Genomic DNA, 17,242 nt, shown 5'->3' with positions numbered 1-17,242 from the left:
TTGTTAGGCGACTTCGAACAGGCCGGCCGCGCCCATGCCGCCGCCGATACACATACCGACGACCACATATTTGACGCCGCGGCGCTTGCCTTCGATGAGCGCATGGCCCACCAGACGCGAGCCTGTCATGCCGTAGGGGTGGCCGATAGAGATGCCGCCGCCGTTGACGTTGTAGCGGGCGGGATCGATCCCCAGGTGGTCGCGGCAGTAGAGCGCCTGCACCGCGAAGGCCTCGTTGATCTCCCACAGTCCGATATCGTCTATGGTCAGACCGTGCTGTTTCAGCAGCTTAGGGATGGCGTAGATGGGGCCTATGCCCATCTCTTCCGGCGCGCAGCCGGCTACCGCAATGCCGCGGTAGATGCCAAGTGGCGCCAGGCCACGCTGCTCGGCCAGTTTACGTTCCATCACCACACAGGCGGAGGCGCCGTCGCTGAGCTGGCTGGCGTTACCCGCGGTAATGAAGCCACCTTCGATCACAGGCGCCAGATTTTGCAGGCTCTCCATGGTGGTCGATGGGCGGTTACACTCGTCGCGGTCAAGAGTTACCTGCTGGTAGGAGATCGCCTTGGTCTCGCGGTCCTGAATCGCCATGGTGGTGGTGAAGGGCACGATTTCGTCGTCGAAGTAGCCGGCCTCCTGGGCGGCCGCGGTGCGCTGCTGCGACATCAAGGCGTAGATGTCCTGAGCCTCGCGGCTGACGCCATAGACCTTGGCCACATGCTCGGCGGTCTTCAGCATTGGCATGTAGGCGTGGGGCTCGAATTGCATCACGTTGGGGTCGGCGTTATCGGCGGCCCACTTCATATATTCATTCTGTACGGCGGTGATGTTTTCCTGGCCGCCGGCAACCACTATCTGCTGTTGATCGACGATGATCTGTTTCGCGGCCATGCCGATGGCCATCAAGCCCGATGAGCATTGACGGTCTATGGTCTGGGCCGAGACGGTATTGGGCAGGCCGGCGGCCAGCACGGCGTTACGGGCGATGTTCATCCCGGCGGTGCCGGCGGTGAGCACTGTGCCCATGATGGCATCATCTATCTCGCCGCCCTCGACCCCGGCGCGCTGGACGGCTTGCTTGATGCAGTGACCCAGCATGGTTGGGGACTTGGTGTTGTTTAACGATCCGCGAAATGACTTTGCCATCCCGGTGCGGGCGGTGGATACGATTACGGCTTCTCTCATCTTGGGCTCCCTAAACTAGTGACGGATTGATGCTCAATCCTCGCATCTTTAATAATGGTTTAGACCGCCCGTTGGCGATCTTTGCGTTGAAAAAAGTATAGTGGCTGTACTAATATTTACGTACTTTATTATTTTGATACCTTGTTATTCATGTGATGTATATAACCAGCTGCCGATGGGAGCGCCAATGCGTCTACAAAATGTTGATTTAAATCTGTTTGTGGTGTTCGACGCCATCTACACCGAGCGCAACCTCACCCGGGCAGCCGAGCGCCTCTGTATCACTCAACCCGCGGTCAGCAATGCCCTGAGCCGGCTGCGAACCAGCCTCAACGACCCCCTGTTTATCCGCACTCCCAAGGCCATGATGCCCACGCCCGTGGCAGAAAATATGATAGGCCAGGTGCGTGAAGCCCTTAAGTTGCTGAGCAGCAGCATGCACCTTGGGGACAGCTTCGACCCCCTACTTGCGGAGCATCACTTTCAGCTGGGGATGTTCGATGTGACCGAAGAGACCATGTTGCCATCATTGCTTGCCGCCTTGCAGGTGCATGCGCCCAGGCTGTCTATCTCCAGCTACCCGGTATCGCGAGAGGAGATGCTCAAGGAGTTTGTCTCCGGCAGGCTGGACCTGGCCATCGACGCCCCCATAGTGACCCATCCCGACCTTTACCATCATCCACTGGTTACTGTGCCCTATGTCTGCCTGGTGAGGAAGGATCATCCTGAGGTTGGCGACACCCTGAGCCTGGAGCAGTATTTGGCCCTATCCCATGTTCATGTTTCCAGCCGCCGTCAGGGGGTAGGTTATGTCGATGCGGCGCTAAACCGTCTCGGCAAGCATCGCAACATCCAGGTACGCACCAAGCATCACCAGGCCGCGCCCAAGCTGGTGGCCGAGACGAATCTGGCGACCACAGTCCCCGAGAGCCTGGCGAAAAATACCGACCTTAAGGTGCTTAAGCTGCCCTTTGAGGTGGAGCCGATAGAGTGGCATCTCTACTGGCATCGCAGCGCCGATCAGGATAACGCCAACCGCTGGTTGCGGGAGTTTATTACTGCCTTGATGCAGGGACAGGGGTAGTTTGGCGAATGTTCGCCTGCCATTTTTGGTGGTGAAATCTAGTTATTGCCTTGACCACCTTGTTTATTGGCTGAAAGGTTGAAGGTCACACCTTCATCTTTATCTAACGCCTGCCCGGCGGGTGCCGTACATGGAAGTACCAATGCCGTGGTCACAGGGTCAGTGATGCTCCCGACATCAGGCCGACATTTCCCAAATCCCTATGGGTCAGATGTGAAGGAACGACGTATGTGCAAATACATTTTGTGACACGCTGTACGTCTTCAGACCTGCATGGATGCTGGAGAGGCGATTGAAGGTTGTAGCTTCATGGTTATCTATCACCTGCGGTGGGCTTATGTGCAAACACGTTTTTGGCTCGCTGTGAATATATCCCTATACGCTCCACGACGGCGTCCATGCCGCCGAGGGCCAAAAACGTGTTTACACTGGATATCTAACGTCTCTTCGATTTGGCTGTATTTGGTTCAGAAAGAAGAACAACAGCTAACTTGGTTTTGCCCTAAAGTGTGTTGGCCTCGGAATGAAGGTTCGGCTTTCCAAAAGTTTTTTTGATTAGCATTTAACGAGATGCTCATTTATTAAATGAGTTGAAGGTCGTACCTTCATCGCCATCTAACACCTGCCCGGTGTGGCGCTCTTGATTGAATAAGTCGTAAGGCTGAATTTTTCGATATCTGGGTTTGAACTGGGGGAGGCTCGGTTTTTTTGAGTGCTTTCTTCGTTGTTTGTGAGATATAACTCTGATAACCAATTGCCGCTATTGAATAAATTGGTTTTTAGGCGGCTGGGTGTCGCCTCTTTGATGTTCACGCTAGCTTGCGGCTACATAGATATAGCTAATTAACAGTAAGGCGTGATTCGATTCAGAGTAATGTGGTTAAGGGTACAGGGATTATGTATAAAGTTGGCATCGTGTTGTTTGATGACTTTACCGATGTAGATTTCTTTCTGATGAATGACTTGCTGGGAAGAACATCTGATAGCTGGACAGTCAGGATACTCGGCACTAAACCCGAACATCATTCGCAGCTAGGGATGACAGTGAAGACTGACGGCCATGTGTCTGAGGTAAAGGAGCAAGATGTCGTTCTCATAACCAGTGGTTACCGCGGTATTCCCGCGGCGCTGCAAGATGAGAATTTTATGTCTGCCTTAAAACTCGACCCGAGCAGGCAGTTGATTGGCTCTATATGTGCGGGTTCCTTTGTGCTTCATGAGCTGGGGTTACTGAAGGGGAAGAAGCTAACGACAAACCCTGATGCTAAGGCGGTTCTACAAGGTATGGGCGGTGATGTTCAGGATCTACCCCTGGTGATAGAGGGGAATATAGCAACCGCTGGTGGTTGTCTTTCTCTCCTCTATCTAGTGGGCTGGTTAGCCGAGCGTCTGTTCGATTCGGTGAAACGCAAACAGATCCAGAATCAGTTGATCCCCGCAGGGCAAATGGAGATATTCGAAACGCTTATTTCCGAGACTATCCAATCGGCGGAATCCGCCTATGAGTATCGCTCAGCGTGTGAGAGTGATGCCGAGTCTTTGGTGGTTTAGGGAGTAAGGTGCGCTTAGGCGTTAGCTGGTAAGCGTAAGATTCAGAAGTAAATAAATGGAGTTATATGAATTTTCTGAAGCAATTAATCATGAAACCACTGGAAGGCTATCTAGATCTAACCGCTTGGTTAATCTTTGCATGGCTGTACTTTCAAATCGTACTTTCTGCAACCGCAATTTTTTGTATGTTGAGTGTATTTGGATTTTATCTTTTTGACTTCGAAACGGCCTTAAATGTCTGTTACGGCACAGCTGGTGTCGGTGCTATTGCGGGTGGTGTTTGGGCCGAGAGAATTCGTAAAACACTCGGAATCATTACTTTTCATGCTTACCTTCTTTCAACTCCCGAAATTGAAGGTTGGCGTGATAAGCATGGAAATATCATTCGTAAATGGAACAAACAGGGGAGTCATTAGGGCGTCCTGTTTGAATAGCATTTGGTGACAGGCTGTACGCCTTCAGACCTGCATGGATGCTGGAGAGGCGATTGAAGGTTGTAGCTTCATGGTTATCTATCACCTGCGGTGGGCTTATGTGCAAACACGTTTTTGGCTCGCTGTGAATATATCCCTATACGCTCCACGACGGCGTCCATGCCGCCGAGGGCCAAAAACGTGTTTACACTGGATATCTAACGTCTCTTCGACTTGGCTTCATTTGATGTGAGTAGGAGGGCTAGATGAGTGTTCGGCAGGTTGCCAAACTCTACTCGCTAGATTGCGCATCTATACAGGTATAATGGGATTTTGCAAAAAAGCGCCCCTTTCGCTTCCTACTATGTAATCTTGAGATTCTCGCTTTGTTTTTTGAAAATTCGTAACTAATTGATTAAATTTAGTAAAAACTGAGCATCAGCCATTTAATAGGGAGTTGTGGAGGTCTCGTTAAATGAAGTCTCTCTTTGTTTTCGGGCTGCTTATTTTCTCCTTGTTATGTAATGCTGTTATTGATATAAATTTCAGATAGTTAAAAAAGTTTGCCGCGATGTACATTAGTAGCAAGTGATTTACATAGGCGGCATTCTCGCTAATAAGCGTTATATTTTTAGAGGTTTAAGTGAAGCAAAAAGTCGTTGGTGCGTTTTCATTTATAAGTGTTATTGGGTTTGGGGTGTGGTTGTACTTCGAACCGGGATTTGAACCAGCAATTGGACTAGTCGCAGGCATAGGTGGTCTTATACATACATTTTGGCCAAACTCTGAAACTAATGATTTCGATGACAGTTATTTAAGAGAAGCTGACGCAATCGAAGCTAGGTGGAAAGCAGAGCAGAAACTTCGACCCGCAAGTGTGGACGATGCTCGCTGGATTTTGTCTGAGTTACTAAGCCTCTTGCACAGAGTCCGAACTTTGCAGAGTACTGAAAAGTACTACACCGAAATTGATTCGCTTATCTATCAGGTAAAAGAGGTTCAAAATTCGGAAATTTACCTCGATGGTGGCGAGTCATATGGCCGATTCTGGTTTTCTGGTAGTCTAGCATTTAAAGAACTTGGAGTTTTGCTGAAAAAAATATAACAAGCGAATGAACGGGACGTTTACTCGTGGCGCATTATTTCATAGAAACGCTGTGATTTAGGTGTTTCAATCAGTTTTGGTAAGTAAACGCCCGTTATTCGAACGTTATACGTAAAGGAATCTCATGGACCAAATATTAAAAAATTTGAATGATCCCTCATGGTGGTTTACAGGAGTATTTTTTGTTCTTGTAGGCATCTTGCTAACAAAGTTGCTGTTTAGCTGGATTCCAAATGTATTCAGAAGTATTTCAAGTAAAATTCCAGCTTACGGAGATTTGCTTTCTCGCAGGTTAAAATTGCGAATGCTGAAAGCAGTTAAACGGAATAGACAGCATGAAGTTAGAGTTAATTGGGCAATCGCAAGATATTGGAGCATAGCAACGGTTGCCATACTTTATATGTTTTTTGCCGTGATTATGTTTTTGGTATATCCGAAGCAAGAGGTCGCAGGAATCAAGCATCAATTAGTCCCACTGATGCTATTTACTCCGATGTACTTACTACAGTTTTTAGCAATTCTAGAAAAGAAAATAACCTTGAGAATCATTGAAGCTCATATCCAGTGGGAAAAACGTATAACAAAAAGCTCAAGCAAGGACGCGCTAACGCGCGCCGCTTAGCTTGGCGTTAGGTGTACTCATAGCACATGGTAAATATCGCAGTGAATTATGACTATCCAGATGAGCTTGAGTTCTTCGAGAGAGGTTTTGGGCTATCTGATGAAAACGACCCGGATGAAGGTTTGTTTTCATATATCTATGCATACGAAGACGGGTCTCAGCTAATTGTTACGCACTCTCCATTTGGAAATATCTCATTCAGCGCCAAATTAATTTCCAACGGCATAGTTGTTTTCAACATCTACCAGGAGTATATCACTGCAATTTCGTTCCAAGCATGGAGCGAGGAGCAAGTTATTCGGGTATATTGCAATGCCAAGAACATCGATACTGAATTTAGGGTGTATTATTCACCCAAACCGAGAATATATGTCGCAAACACCTAACAAATACATCAAAAATCGCTCCACTTCGTTACGCTGGACGCGCCTGACGGCGCGCCTTTTATGTGGGCGTTAGCCATAGAAATATTAAATTTAAACTCACATAGTAGAGCAAAAGTCCTAACGCAGAAATGTCCAAAAATGATTTAGCTTTTGATTTTCGGATGATACAAGTAAAGGCCAAATCGAAGACTGATAACTCGGTGTAAATACATTTGTGACCTTCCGAGGCATGGCCAAAAATGTTCCTGACATTTTTTGGCATTCCCTCCATCCTTGGAGGTCAGATGCTCTCGTGGAGCTCACAAGGATGCTAGCAGCGTGTCACAAATGTGTTTGCACGAAAGGCATGCTGCAGGCAATTGATACACCATGAAGTGGTGACATTCCATAACCTTTCAAATGCCAGAGTCTGGTAGAGGCTCAAATCAAGGCGTGCTCTATTACGCTAAGGCATTAAATTGTACCTTTACGAAGGAGACTCCCTAAATTTCGCCAACAAAAAAGGCGTCTTGTTAGACGCCTTTTCTCATCAGTTACCTAGTTACGCTATCTATTATGCTTTTTCTGGAATACGTTCCAGCACGGCGAGGAGTAGCTTCCAGTATTGCTCGACGGTTTCGATTAACACCATCTCATCTGGGCTGTGTGGGAAGCGGATGGTGGGGCCAATGGAAACCATATCCATCTCTGGGTAAGGCTTCTTGAACAGGCCACACTCCAGACCCGCGTGGATCACCATGATGACGGGTTCCTTGTTGTAGATAGACTCGTAGGTGTCTTTCACAATCGCCATCACAGGTGAGCTGCTGTCTGGCTTCCAGCCAGGGTAGGCGCCGCTGAATTCTACTTCGGCACCGGCCAGGTTGCTCAGGGCGGTGAGGTAGCCTTCGACCTCTTCGCGGCCCGAGTCGATTAGCGAGCGGATGAGGCAGAGGATGCTTACCGATTCGGCTTCTGTGGTGATCACGCCAACGTTGAGCGAGGTTTCGGTCACTCCTTGGATCTCATCGCTCATGCGCATCACGCCGTTAGGGCAGGCGTTTAGCAGGTCGATCAGTGTCTGCTGGGTGGCTTCGCTCATCACCTGAGTTGCGGCCGGGATCTCGCTGAGGGTCAGCAGCATGTCAGGGTCGGCGATGGCCAGTTCCTGACGCACCAGATCTGTATATTCCTGGATCAGGGTTTCCAGGCGTGGCAGGTTTTCGCTTGGCAGCATGAAGCTGACGCTGGCCTCACGTGGGATGGCGTTACGCAGCGAACCGCCGCTGAAGTTGGTCAGCTCCAGTGCCAGCTCGTCGGCGTGGTTAAACAGGAAGCGGGCCAACAGCTTGTTGGCGTTGCCACGACCCAGGTGAATGTTCACCCCTGAGTGACCGCCCTTAAGTCCTGAGAGTGTTAGGGTGTAGGTCGACAGGCTAGGCTCGGCCGCCTGCCATACCATAGGTACAGTGATCTGGGCATCGACGCCGCCGGCGCAGCCCATGTAGATCTCGCCTTCCTGCTCTGAGTCTGTGTTGATCAGGATCTCGGCGTCAAGGTAACCGGCTTCCAGACCGAAGGCACCTGTCATGCCAGCTTCTTCATCTATGGTCAGCAGCACTTCCAGCGGGCCGTGAGGGATGTCGTCGCTGCCGAGGATCGCCAGGACCGATGCCATGCCGATGCCGTTGTCTGAGCCTAGGGTGGTGCCCTTGGCCTTAACCCACTCGCCGTCTACATAGGCTTCGATAGGATCTTTCTCGAAGTCATGCACCTTGTCGGCGTTTTTCTGCGGCACCATGTCGATGTGCGCCTGCAGGGCCACGATCTTGCGGTTTTCCATGCCAGGGGTTGCCGGCTTCTTGATGATTAGGTTACCGACCTTGTCTTCGACAACGCTGAGTTGTTTGTCTTTGGCCCAGTTTTGGATGTATTGGCTTAGCGCCTGCTCATGCTTGGAAGGGTGGGGAATGGCGCAGATCTGTTCAAACCACTGCCAAAGTGCCTGAGGTTGCAATTGACTTAATGTGCTCACGGACAAACTCCTCTGTAATAAAGGTCTTTGAGGTCTAATTTGGCGATAGTCTATCATAGACTCTAGTGGTGCGGGGGCATGAAAGCGGGCGGGGATGCATCAAGTGTCATACTAAGTTGCCACCCGCCAAAAGGCGCCTTAGGGGGCGACATCATTATTTTCATTTGGCATTGGCGCCAGATAGGAGAATAATGCCAACACTCACGGCGATTTAACCTTGCTGGACATGGCCTTAACCCAACCCTCAAACCTTGGGTAAGCGGCCTTACAGAGATGGCAGGGGTTAGTATTGTTTTTAGTGAGAGGTTGATATTCACGATAGGCAGGCAAAGATCTGTCAAAGCTCAGGGCGCTTGTATGGCTTATATAGGTGCCAGTTGATTCGGCTAAGACCGAAAAACCGCTAGATGAAAAGGATGAGGCATGACCGGGGTTCAATTTATAGATGTAACAGATTCAGAAGCCATTTTTGACGATAACCAGTGGGATGCCGTGGTGCTAGTAACCCATGGCCTAGACGCCATCGCCCAGGAGGAGCTGGCCATGCTCGCCAGCCATGGCGCCCAGGTGGATGCCAGGGTAGGGCGCTCGACCACACTATTGTTTGCCCCCGGGCTGGCCGGTGGGCGCCTGATTGTGGCGCCGGTGGCAGATGGCGACAGCGATATTCAGGATGTGCGCGGCTATAGCGACGCCGCTCGCCAAGGCATAAAAGTGGCCTTCGATGCCGGCGCAAGACGCCCGCTGCTGATCGTCACGCCATCGACTCAGGCGAGATATGCGCAGTCCATGGGGGTTGCCGCGCTGGGTTGCGCCCAGGCGTTATGGCAGTCGCTGGAGCGCCGCGAGGTACTGGGCGAGATGGACAACATCTCGCAAATAGGCCTGCTGGTGGACGATAAGGCAGGTGAACTGCTCTGCGCCATCGAGGCGGGTAAACACCTGGCGCGCGACCTTTGCGGCACAGAGCCAGAGCGCATGTCAGCGCCAGCTTTTGCCCAGTACTGTGTCGATGCGCTTGAGGGGCTGGACTTGACCATGTCTGTGGTCGAAGACAGAGACGTGCTGGAGCGTGACTATCCGCTGCTGAGCGCCGTGGGCCGCGCCTCTTTTGCGGTATCAAGGCATCAGCCTAGAGTGGTCAAGCTGGAATATAAGGCCGAGGGGCCTATCGAGCGCAGCTACTTCTTTGCCGGTAAGGGCGTGGTGTATGACACGGGCGGGGCCGACCTTAAGGTTGGCGGCGCCATGGCGGGGATGAGCCGCGACAAGGGCGGCGCGGCCGCGGTTGCAGGTCTGATGAAGACACTGGCCCTGCTGAAACCTAAGGGCGTTCGTGTGGTGGCCGAGCTTGGCCTGGTGCGTAACAGCATAGGCAGCGAGGCGTTCGTGACCGACGAGATCATCACCAGCCACGCCGGTGTGCGGGTGCGTATCGGTAATACAGACGCCGAGGGGCGCTTGGTGCTGGCGGATCTGCTATCGCACCTCAGACTCAAGGCCCAGGACGCCGTGGCGCCGCAGCTCTTCTCGGTAGCGACTCTGACCGGCCATGTGGTGCGCGCCTACGGCGGCTATACTGCCGTGGTTGAAAATGCCGTGGCGCGTCAGCAGCAGGTGGGTGATAGCCTGCAGACGATCAGCGAGGCCTGGGGTGAGCCGATAGAAGTATCGCGCCTGCGCCGTGACGATTATCAGAAGATTGTCGATCCTTCTGGCGCGGCGGATGTGTTGTCGTCCAACAACGCGCCTTCCTCTGTGACGGCCAGGGGTCATCAGTATCCGGCGGCCTTCCTGCTGAAAGCCTCAGGGCTGGAGGCCCATGGCCTGACGAGCGACAAGCCGCTGGCCTATACCCATGTGGATATTGCCGGTAGTGCGACCGAGGGTGACCCCCTTTATGGCACGCCTACCGCGGCGCCACTTGTCAGTTTGTGTCAGCTGATACGCGGCTGAACCAAGCAGACCCTAGCCTAGCTGGGCGCAAAATTTGACCGGGGCAAGCATAGGCTTGCCCCTTTTTGTCGCCGGATCACAATAGGGTGAAAAAGCGTGATCTTGCCCCGCCTCGCAATGGGGTTTTGATGTAGTAAAATTACAGTTTGAAGGTTTTTTTAAAAAAAATAGAAAAAAAGCTTGTAATAAAACTACATTTAAATATAATGGCTCTCGTTGGTTAGACACAGTGTCTTCCACCTCAAAGTCTATCCAGGATGGATAACTCTCCAAGGAACCGAGCGACAAGTTGACTGCGGCATGGCCCCGGAAATGAAAGGCCTGCCAAGTTTCACTAGAGATTATTTTTTCAACTTTGTTAGGAGTTAATGACTATGTCTTATACAGGAATTCAGCACGTTTATTGGCAGAATACTTGGTTTTGTACCGATGCCCTTCGCGGTGGTCTGTACGCTATGACTTTTAAGGGCTAACTACCCCTGAGATCATTTGAACCTAGTTCACTTGATTAAAGTAGTTGCATCATCCATCAACCTTACCCCATTTGGGGATTTTTAGACTCAAGTTGTCTATTGCTCATTGAGCGGTAGGCCAGTGTAACCCGCTAGCGCGGTAACTCTTTCCTTTCGGAACACTTGAAACATGTCTCGCCTGCTCTTTGAGCAGGCTTTTTTTTGCCTGAAATTTGCCATCTCTGTCTCGCATCCCCGGCGATAAATCTGGCGTAGATCACCTTTATGCAATCGTCTCGAGTCATGGCTCTAAACTGGCTCGCGTTTGCGCGATTATTGCGTATATAATCGTCGCTTGTTATCAAGTCGTTAACTTGGTTTCAACTTTTACCCTACCTAAATAAACCATAATTAAATCAAGGAACCTCGTTCCATGTTAGAAAAAGTATTTAAGTTAACCGAGCACCAGACAACGTTAAAACAAGAGGTGGTGGCCGGATTGACCACCTTTTTAACCATGGCCTATATCATCTTCGTCAATCCCATGATGTTGGCCGATGCGGGCATGGACCATGGCGCCGTGTTCGTCGCCACCTGTCTGGCCGCGGCCGTGGGCTGTCTGGTGATGGGCATAGTGGCAAACTATCCTATCGCCCTGGCACCGGGCATGGGGCTCAACGCCTTCTTTACCTATACCGTCGTTGGCGAGATGGGCTACAGCTGGGAAACGGCGCTGGGCGCGGTATTCCTCTCGGGTATCTGCTTCCTGATATTGTCTTTGGTGAAGATCCGCGAGTGGATCGTCAACAGCATCCCTATGTCGCTGCGTCTGGGGATCGCCGCCGGTATCGGCCTGTTTCTGGCGCTGATCGGCCTCAAGAGTGCCGGCATAGTGGTGGCCAGCCCCGCGACCCTGGTGACCATGGGCGATGTGACCGCCTTGCCAGCGGTGATGTCTGTGCTGGGCTTCTTCATCATTATCGCCCTGGTGCACAGAGGCTATCAGTCGGCGGTGATCATCAGCATCCTGGGGATCACCGCGCTGGGCCTGCTGCTGGGGGATGTGCAATATAGCGGCATGATCTCGACGCCGCCGTCGATTGCGCCCACCTTCATGAAGATGGATCTCTCCAATGTGCTTGAGATCAGCATGCTTTCCGTGGTGTTTGCCTTCCTGTTCGTGGATCTATTTGATACCTCTGGCACCCTGGTGGCCGTTGCCCAGCGAGGCGGTTTCCTCGACGACAGGGGCAGACTGCCGCGTCTCGGCCGCGCCCTGACCGCCGACAGCAGCGCCACCATAGCCGGCGCCATGTTGGGCACCTCGACGACTACCAGTTATATCGAGAGTACGGCCGGGGTGAGCGCCGGTGGCCGTACCGGTCTCACCGCCGTGGTGGTGGGGATCATGTTCCTGCTGTCGCTGTTTATCTCGCCGCTGGCAGGCATGGTGCCAGCTTACGCGACTGCGGGCACACTCTTCTATGTCGCCATCCTGATGATGTCTGGCCTGGTACATGTGGACTGGGAAGATCTCACCGAGGCGGCGCCCGTGGTGGTGGTCTGTATCCTGATGCCGCTGACCTTTTCTATCGCGACCGGGATCGCCATGGGCTTTGTTGCCTATGCAGGGATCAAGCTCTTCAGTGGTCGCTACAAGGATCTCTCTTTGGGCGTCTTGGTGCTGGCGGCGCTGTTCCTGGCCAAATTTATTTATGGCTAAGTCTATCTATGGCTAAGTTCATCTTTGCTTAGGTTTTTGGCAAGAGCCAAATTTAGCTTAAGTTGACTGCCAGTCAGCTTAGATTAAAGGTCATACAATGTATGGCCTTTTTTATGGGCTTTTATTGAAGGAAAGTAGACTGGCTCTAATCTTTTATCTTACCCGCTACCATTTGCCCTGGGGATTGGGTATAACTTGGGGTTCGGTTTTTTTCTGTCTAAATGTCAATGAACTTAAGTGAGATAGGCTACCGCCGTGTGGTGGTAAAGTTGGGCACTAGCGTGCTCACCTCCGGATCGCGCCAGCTGGATAAGGCGCATATGGTTGAGCTGGCCAGACAAATGGCCAAGCTGATGAAGTCGGGTGTCGAAGTGGTGCTGTGCACCTCGGGCGCCATCGCGGCCGGGCGCGAGCACTTAGGTTACCCCACACTGCCGGATACGGTCGCCAACAAGCAGCTGCTGGCGGCCGTCGGCCAGAGTCAACTGATCCTCGCCTGGTCACAGCTGTTTAGCATCTATGGGCTGCATGTGGGCCAGTTGCTGCTGACCCGCGCCGATCTGCACGACAGGGAGCGTTATCTCAACGCCAGAGACTCACTCAACGCCCTGCTGGCCAACGGCATCATTCCTATCATCAACGAGAACGATGCGGTGGCCACCAACGAGATCAAGGTGGGCGACAACGACAACCTGTCGGCTCGGGCGGCGCTGCTGTGTGATGCCGACCTGCTGATCCTTTTGACGGATCAGAAGGGGCTGTTCGATGCCGATCCAAGGGCTAATCCGGATGCCAAGCTTATCAAGCAGGTGGTGAACATCGACGACAGCCTGCGAAGCCTGGCGGGCGGCGCGGTTTCCGGCCTGGGCACAGGTGGCATGGCGACCAAGCTGCAGGCGGCGGATATTGCCCGCCGCGCCGGGGTCGAGGTGGTGATCGCCTCGGGTCATCATCCTAAGGTGATCTTAGATGCCGTATGTCAGCTGCCGGTGGGTACTCATTTTACCGCGCTGGAAAATCCGCTGGAGAGCCGCAAACAGTGGATCTTGGCCGGCCCGGCGACCAAGGGCCGGCTGGTGCTGGACAGCGGCGCCATCAACGCCGTGACCCTGAAGGGACGCAGCCTGCTCTCTAAGGGGATAGTGTCGGTGAGCGGTGTGTTTGACCGCGGCGCCACCCTGCAGCTGGTGGACGAGCAGGGGCGGGAGCATGCCAGGGGCATGAGCCGTTACAGCGCCAAAGATCTGCAGAAGATCGCCGGTAAACATTCGGATGAAATTGAGTCGCTGCTGGGCTACGACTACGGCGATGCCATAGTGCATCGTAACGACATGGTGGTCCTGTAAGGTTTTCGGCAGAGTCAATCTGTGCAGATTAAAGATGAGTGGAACAGAAACGATGGACGATAAACAGCAGTATTTAAACACACTCGGTGAGCAGGCCAAGGCGGCCAGCTATGCCATGGCGAGCCTCACGGCTTCGCAGAAGCGCGACTTGCTTAGGGCAATTGCCGCCAAGCTTACCGATAAGCGCGCGCAGATAGTTGCAGCTAACCAGCAGGATGTGGCCAAGGCGCGGGAAAACGGCCTGAATGATGCCATGATAGACAGACTGCTGCTGGACGAGTCGCGACTATCTGGCGTGATTGCCGACATCGAAAACGTGGTGGCGTTGGCCGACCCTATCGGTAGCGAGCTGGAGAGCCAGCTGCTGGATAACGGGCTGCGCTTATCCCGCCGCCGAGTACCGCTAGGCGTGCTCGGGGTTATCTATGAGGCGCGACCCAATGTGACCGTGGATATCGCCGTGCTGGCGCTCAAGACCGGCAATGCGGTGATCCTGCGTGGTGGCAAGGAGACCCTGGCCTCTAACCTGGCATTAAGCGAGGCGATTAGGGAAGCCATTAGCGAGCAGGGGCTGCCGAGCGATGCGGTGCAGCTGATCCAAGACCCTGATCGCGCGCTGGTCTCTGGCCTACTTAAGCTCGACAAATATGTGGATATGATAGTGCCCCGTGGTGGTCAGAACCTGCAGCGCCTGTGCGCCGAGCAGGCGACCATTCCGGTGATCCTTGGTGGTATTGGCATCTGCCATCTCTATGTGGATAGCGAGGTGGATCAGCTAAAAGCCATCGAGGTGATCGCCAATGCCAAGGTGCAGCGCCCAACCGTGTGCAACGCCCTGGATACTGTGCTGGTTCACCAGTCTATCGCCCAAACTTTTCTGCCTAAGCTTTATGCCCACTTAAGTGCACTCGGCGTGAGTTTCCATGCCTGTGACCAAGCCGAGGCGATAGGCAAGGATGCCGGCACTGTCACTCATCAGGCGAGTGATGAGACCTTTGGCACAGAGTGGCTGTCGCTGAACCTGGGCGTCAGGGTGGTGGATGATATGGATATGGCGATCGCCCATATTCGCCGCTTCTCCAGTGGTCACTCTGAGGGGATATTGAGCGATAACATTCATGCCACGGCCCGTTTCATCAACGAGGTGGATGCGGCGGCCGTGTATGTCAACGCCAGCACCCGCTTTACCGATGGTGGCCAGTTTGGCCTGGGCGCCGAGGTGGCGGTATCGACCCAGAAACTGCATGCCAGAGGCCCAATGGGGCTCGAGGCGCTCACCACCTATAAGTGGATTGGCGTCGGCGACTACACCGCCCGCGGTTAACTCAAACTAACCGACAGTGAGTTTACAAAGGAGCCCTAGGGCTCCTTTTCGTTTTTCTGCTTCGCTAAGTGCTATATAAGTCACTTTATCTCAGTCGCTTTATCTTATTAACGTTAGTGATGAAATTGACCAGATCCCTTGGTGAGTTTCGCAACTTGTTTGGGGAAAACCTTAAAACAAAAATGCGAAATCACTCTAAATCCGCTTAATTACAACAGGTTACAGTTTTGGCATCTTGCTTGCTATGTCTTAATCAATCTCACAGGGAGTCGGTTACGGAGCTTAAGATGAAAAACAACATGGTTAACAAGGCATTGGTAAGTTTAAGTCTGCTAGTAGGTTTGATGAGCGTGGGCGCTCAGGCGGCCTCTAGCATTACACTCAACGATGAGTTCGATTATCGCGGCCAGAAGGTGGCGCTGGACATGGATGTTGGTCAGGCGGAGCTGATCGCCGGCGACCAGGATAAGGTGCGGGTCGAGGTGGTAGTGAAGGCCAACGATTCGAAATGGTTTGGCTTCTGGCAAAACAGCGATGTGAGCTCGGCCAAGTTCGATATCTTAGACGACGGTGACAAGCTGGTGCTGCGCCTGGCGGATCAGGATGATGTGAATCAGAAGTGGCGTGTCTATCTGCCCCGTAACGCCGCGCTCAAGGTAGATGCCGGCGTGGGCGAGGTGATTGTCGATGGCCTGAGCGCCAGCATAGAGGTGGAACTTGGGGTAGGCCGCGCGGAGATCACGCACCAGGCAAGCTTTGGTGATGTGTCGCTCGAGTCAGGCGTGGGCGAGGTGAGCATTCGTGACGGTGGTCAGCGCCTCAAGGTAAACCAGAATTTGGTGAGCCAGAGCTATCATCAGCAAGGCACAGCCGGCGATGACCATCTGTATGTCTCGGTGGGCGTGGGCGAGATAGACGTGCGCAACTAGCCACCGAAAATCAATAAGTGATAAAAAAACCGACCCTAGGGTCGGTTTTTTTATGCAAGGGCGTCTATCTCTGACAGCTTAAGTTAGCCGGTGACTTTAGTTCTCCGGCGTCAGCGCAGGAGCTGTTTTGGTTCGCAGGCGTTTAAGCTGAGGCAATAGCTGCTGCAGCGCCAGCGCGGTCAGGATAAGTCCCAGGCCGATAAAGGTCGATGGGGTGATGGTCTCTTGCAGGATCCAGGCGATGAAGCCCACCGAGAGCACAGGGGTGATAAATACTAGGGTACTCATGCTGGCGGTGCGATCCGCTTTCTTCAGCGCCACTAACCAGAGGACGAAGGTGACTCCCATCTCAAACAGGCCCACATAGATGCCTGCGCCAAGGGCCTTGAGATCCCAGCTCGGCAGCGACTGGGTCAGCAGCAGGGTCACCAAAATAAACGGCAGTCCCACCAAGAAGCTCAGCAGCAGGCTCACCACTGGGTCGCCCTCATCCTTAGTGTTGACTATCCAGTAGAGGGACCAAAGCAGGGTGCTGGTGAGCGCCAGCAGTACCCCGGTGGCACTCTCGAAGCGCACGCTGGCTACTTCACCATTGGTGGCAATCACGAAGACACCCAGATAGGCGACCAGCGCCGCGGTGAGATCGCTCTTACGCAGCTTCTGTTTCAGTAGCGGCACCGCCAGCAGCGGCAGCAGTATGGCCCAGGTGTAGTTGAGTGACAGCGCCTGCTGTGCAGGTAGCAGGGCGTAGGCCTTGAACAGCACCAGATAATAAAGAAACGGGTTCAGTAGCCCGGTCTGCAGGTAGAACCAGGGACGACTGGCAAATTGGCGCTTAATGAGGTGCAGCTTACCGGTCGCGGCCAGTATGACGCCTAGGGCGACGATAGAGGTTGAGACGGCGACAAACACCAGCTGTAGCGGCGTAAAATGGCTCAGCGCCAACTTGAAGGCGGTGGCGACGGTCGACCAGAGTAAGATGGCCGCTAAGGCATAGAGATAAGCTTGGTTGGATGATTTCACTGAACCTTCTCACTAAACGAGACAACTAAAAAAATCCCATGCGCCTGGGGCACAGAGGGAGTTTTACTTCGATTGCATGCATTATACGCTTCTTGTTGGCTACCCGGCAGCTTTTAAGATCAAAAA

14 protein-coding genes are annotated in these 17,242 nt (G+C 52.9%); 11 read left to right on the top strand and 3 right to left on the bottom strand.

Going from position 1 to position 17,242, the window contains the following annotated elements:
- Positions 1 to 3 precede the first annotated feature (3 nt).
- Complete coding sequence (locus SHEW_RS14755; protein WP_011866655.1) at positions 4 to 1,188, bottom strand: acetyl-CoA C-acyltransferase; 1,185 nt, start codon at positions 1,186 to 1,188, stop codon at positions 4 to 6.
- Positions 1,189 to 1,375: 187 nt separating this feature from the next.
- On the opposite strand from SHEW_RS14755, the gene SHEW_RS14750 reads away from it, so the two are divergent.
- The 6 genes from SHEW_RS14750 (at position 1,376) to SHEW_RS14725 (ending at position 6,349) form a co-directional block, all read left to right on the top strand.
- Positions 1,376 to 2,272 (top strand): LysR family transcriptional regulator, encoded by an 897-nt coding sequence (locus SHEW_RS14750; protein WP_011866654.1) that lies wholly within the window; start codon positions 1,376 to 1,378, stop codon positions 2,270 to 2,272.
- A gap of 897 nt (positions 2,273 to 3,169) precedes the next feature.
- Complete coding sequence (locus tag SHEW_RS14745) at positions 3,170 to 3,823, top strand: DJ-1/PfpI family protein (protein ID WP_011866653.1); 654 nt, start codon at positions 3,170 to 3,172, stop codon at positions 3,821 to 3,823.
- A gap of 89 nt (positions 3,824 to 3,912) precedes the next feature.
- Entirely contained in the window at positions 3,913 to 4,239 is a 327-nt protein-coding gene (locus tag SHEW_RS14740) for a hypothetical protein (RefSeq protein ID WP_150099972.1), read from the top strand.
- 640 nt (positions 4,240 to 4,879) lie between these two features.
- Positions 4,880 to 5,341 (top strand): hypothetical protein, encoded by a 462-nt coding sequence (locus tag SHEW_RS14735; protein WP_011866652.1) that lies wholly within the window; start codon positions 4,880 to 4,882, stop codon positions 5,339 to 5,341.
- A gap of 124 nt (positions 5,342 to 5,465) precedes the next feature.
- Positions 5,466 to 5,963: a hypothetical protein gene (locus SHEW_RS14730; protein WP_011866651.1), complete on the top strand. Its 498-nt coding sequence runs from the start codon at positions 5,466 to 5,468 to the stop codon at positions 5,961 to 5,963.
- A gap of 26 nt (positions 5,964 to 5,989) precedes the next feature.
- Positions 5,990 to 6,349 (top strand): hypothetical protein, encoded by a 360-nt coding sequence (locus SHEW_RS14725; RefSeq protein ID WP_011866650.1) that lies wholly within the window; start codon positions 5,990 to 5,992, stop codon positions 6,347 to 6,349.
- 553 nt (positions 6,350 to 6,902) lie between these two features.
- Here SHEW_RS14725 and SHEW_RS14720 read toward each other — a convergent pair.
- The gene (locus SHEW_RS14720; protein ID WP_011866649.1) at positions 6,903 to 8,363 is read right to left on the bottom strand and encodes an aminoacyl-histidine dipeptidase; all 1,461 of its coding nucleotides are present in this window, start codon (positions 8,361 to 8,363) and stop codon (positions 6,903 to 6,905) included.
- A 423-nt stretch (positions 8,364 to 8,786) separates the two neighbouring features.
- On the opposite strand from SHEW_RS14720, the gene SHEW_RS14715 reads away from it, so the two are divergent.
- From SHEW_RS14715 to SHEW_RS14695, 5 genes are all read left to right on the top strand, one after another.
- Positions 8,787 to 10,319, top strand: a complete 1,533-nt coding sequence (locus SHEW_RS14715; RefSeq protein ID WP_011866648.1) for a M17 family metallopeptidase — start codon at positions 8,787 to 8,789, stop codon at positions 10,317 to 10,319.
- 885 nt (positions 10,320 to 11,204) lie between these two features.
- Positions 11,205 to 12,494, top strand: coding sequence for an NCS2 family permease (locus tag SHEW_RS14710; protein WP_011866646.1), 1,290 nt, complete (start codon positions 11,205 to 11,207; stop codon positions 12,492 to 12,494).
- A 227-nt stretch (positions 12,495 to 12,721) separates the two neighbouring features.
- Positions 12,722 to 13,840, top strand: a complete 1,119-nt coding sequence (gene proB, locus SHEW_RS14705; RefSeq protein ID WP_041406688.1) for a glutamate 5-kinase — start codon at positions 12,722 to 12,724, stop codon at positions 13,838 to 13,840.
- A 52-nt stretch (positions 13,841 to 13,892) separates the two neighbouring features.
- Positions 13,893 to 15,164: a glutamate-5-semialdehyde dehydrogenase gene (locus SHEW_RS14700; RefSeq protein ID WP_041406687.1), complete on the top strand. Its 1,272-nt coding sequence runs from the start codon at positions 13,893 to 13,895 to the stop codon at positions 15,162 to 15,164.
- Between the two features lie 287 nt (positions 15,165 to 15,451).
- Entirely contained in the window at positions 15,452 to 16,093 is a 642-nt protein-coding gene (locus tag SHEW_RS14695) for a hypothetical protein (protein WP_041406686.1), read from the top strand.
- 96 nt (positions 16,094 to 16,189) lie between these two features.
- Here the strand turns inward: SHEW_RS14695 and SHEW_RS14690 are convergent, their stop codons facing one another.
- The gene (locus SHEW_RS14690) at positions 16,190 to 17,116 is read right to left on the bottom strand and encodes a DMT family transporter (protein WP_011866642.1); all 927 of its coding nucleotides are present in this window, start codon (positions 17,114 to 17,116) and stop codon (positions 16,190 to 16,192) included.
- Positions 17,117 to 17,242 lie beyond the last annotated feature (126 nt).

This window comes from Shewanella loihica PV-4 (genome assembly GCF_000016065.1).
GTDB lineage: Bacteria > Pseudomonadota > Gammaproteobacteria > Enterobacterales > Shewanellaceae > Shewanella > Shewanella loihica.
This window is presented reverse-complemented; position numbering and strand designations above follow the sequence as displayed.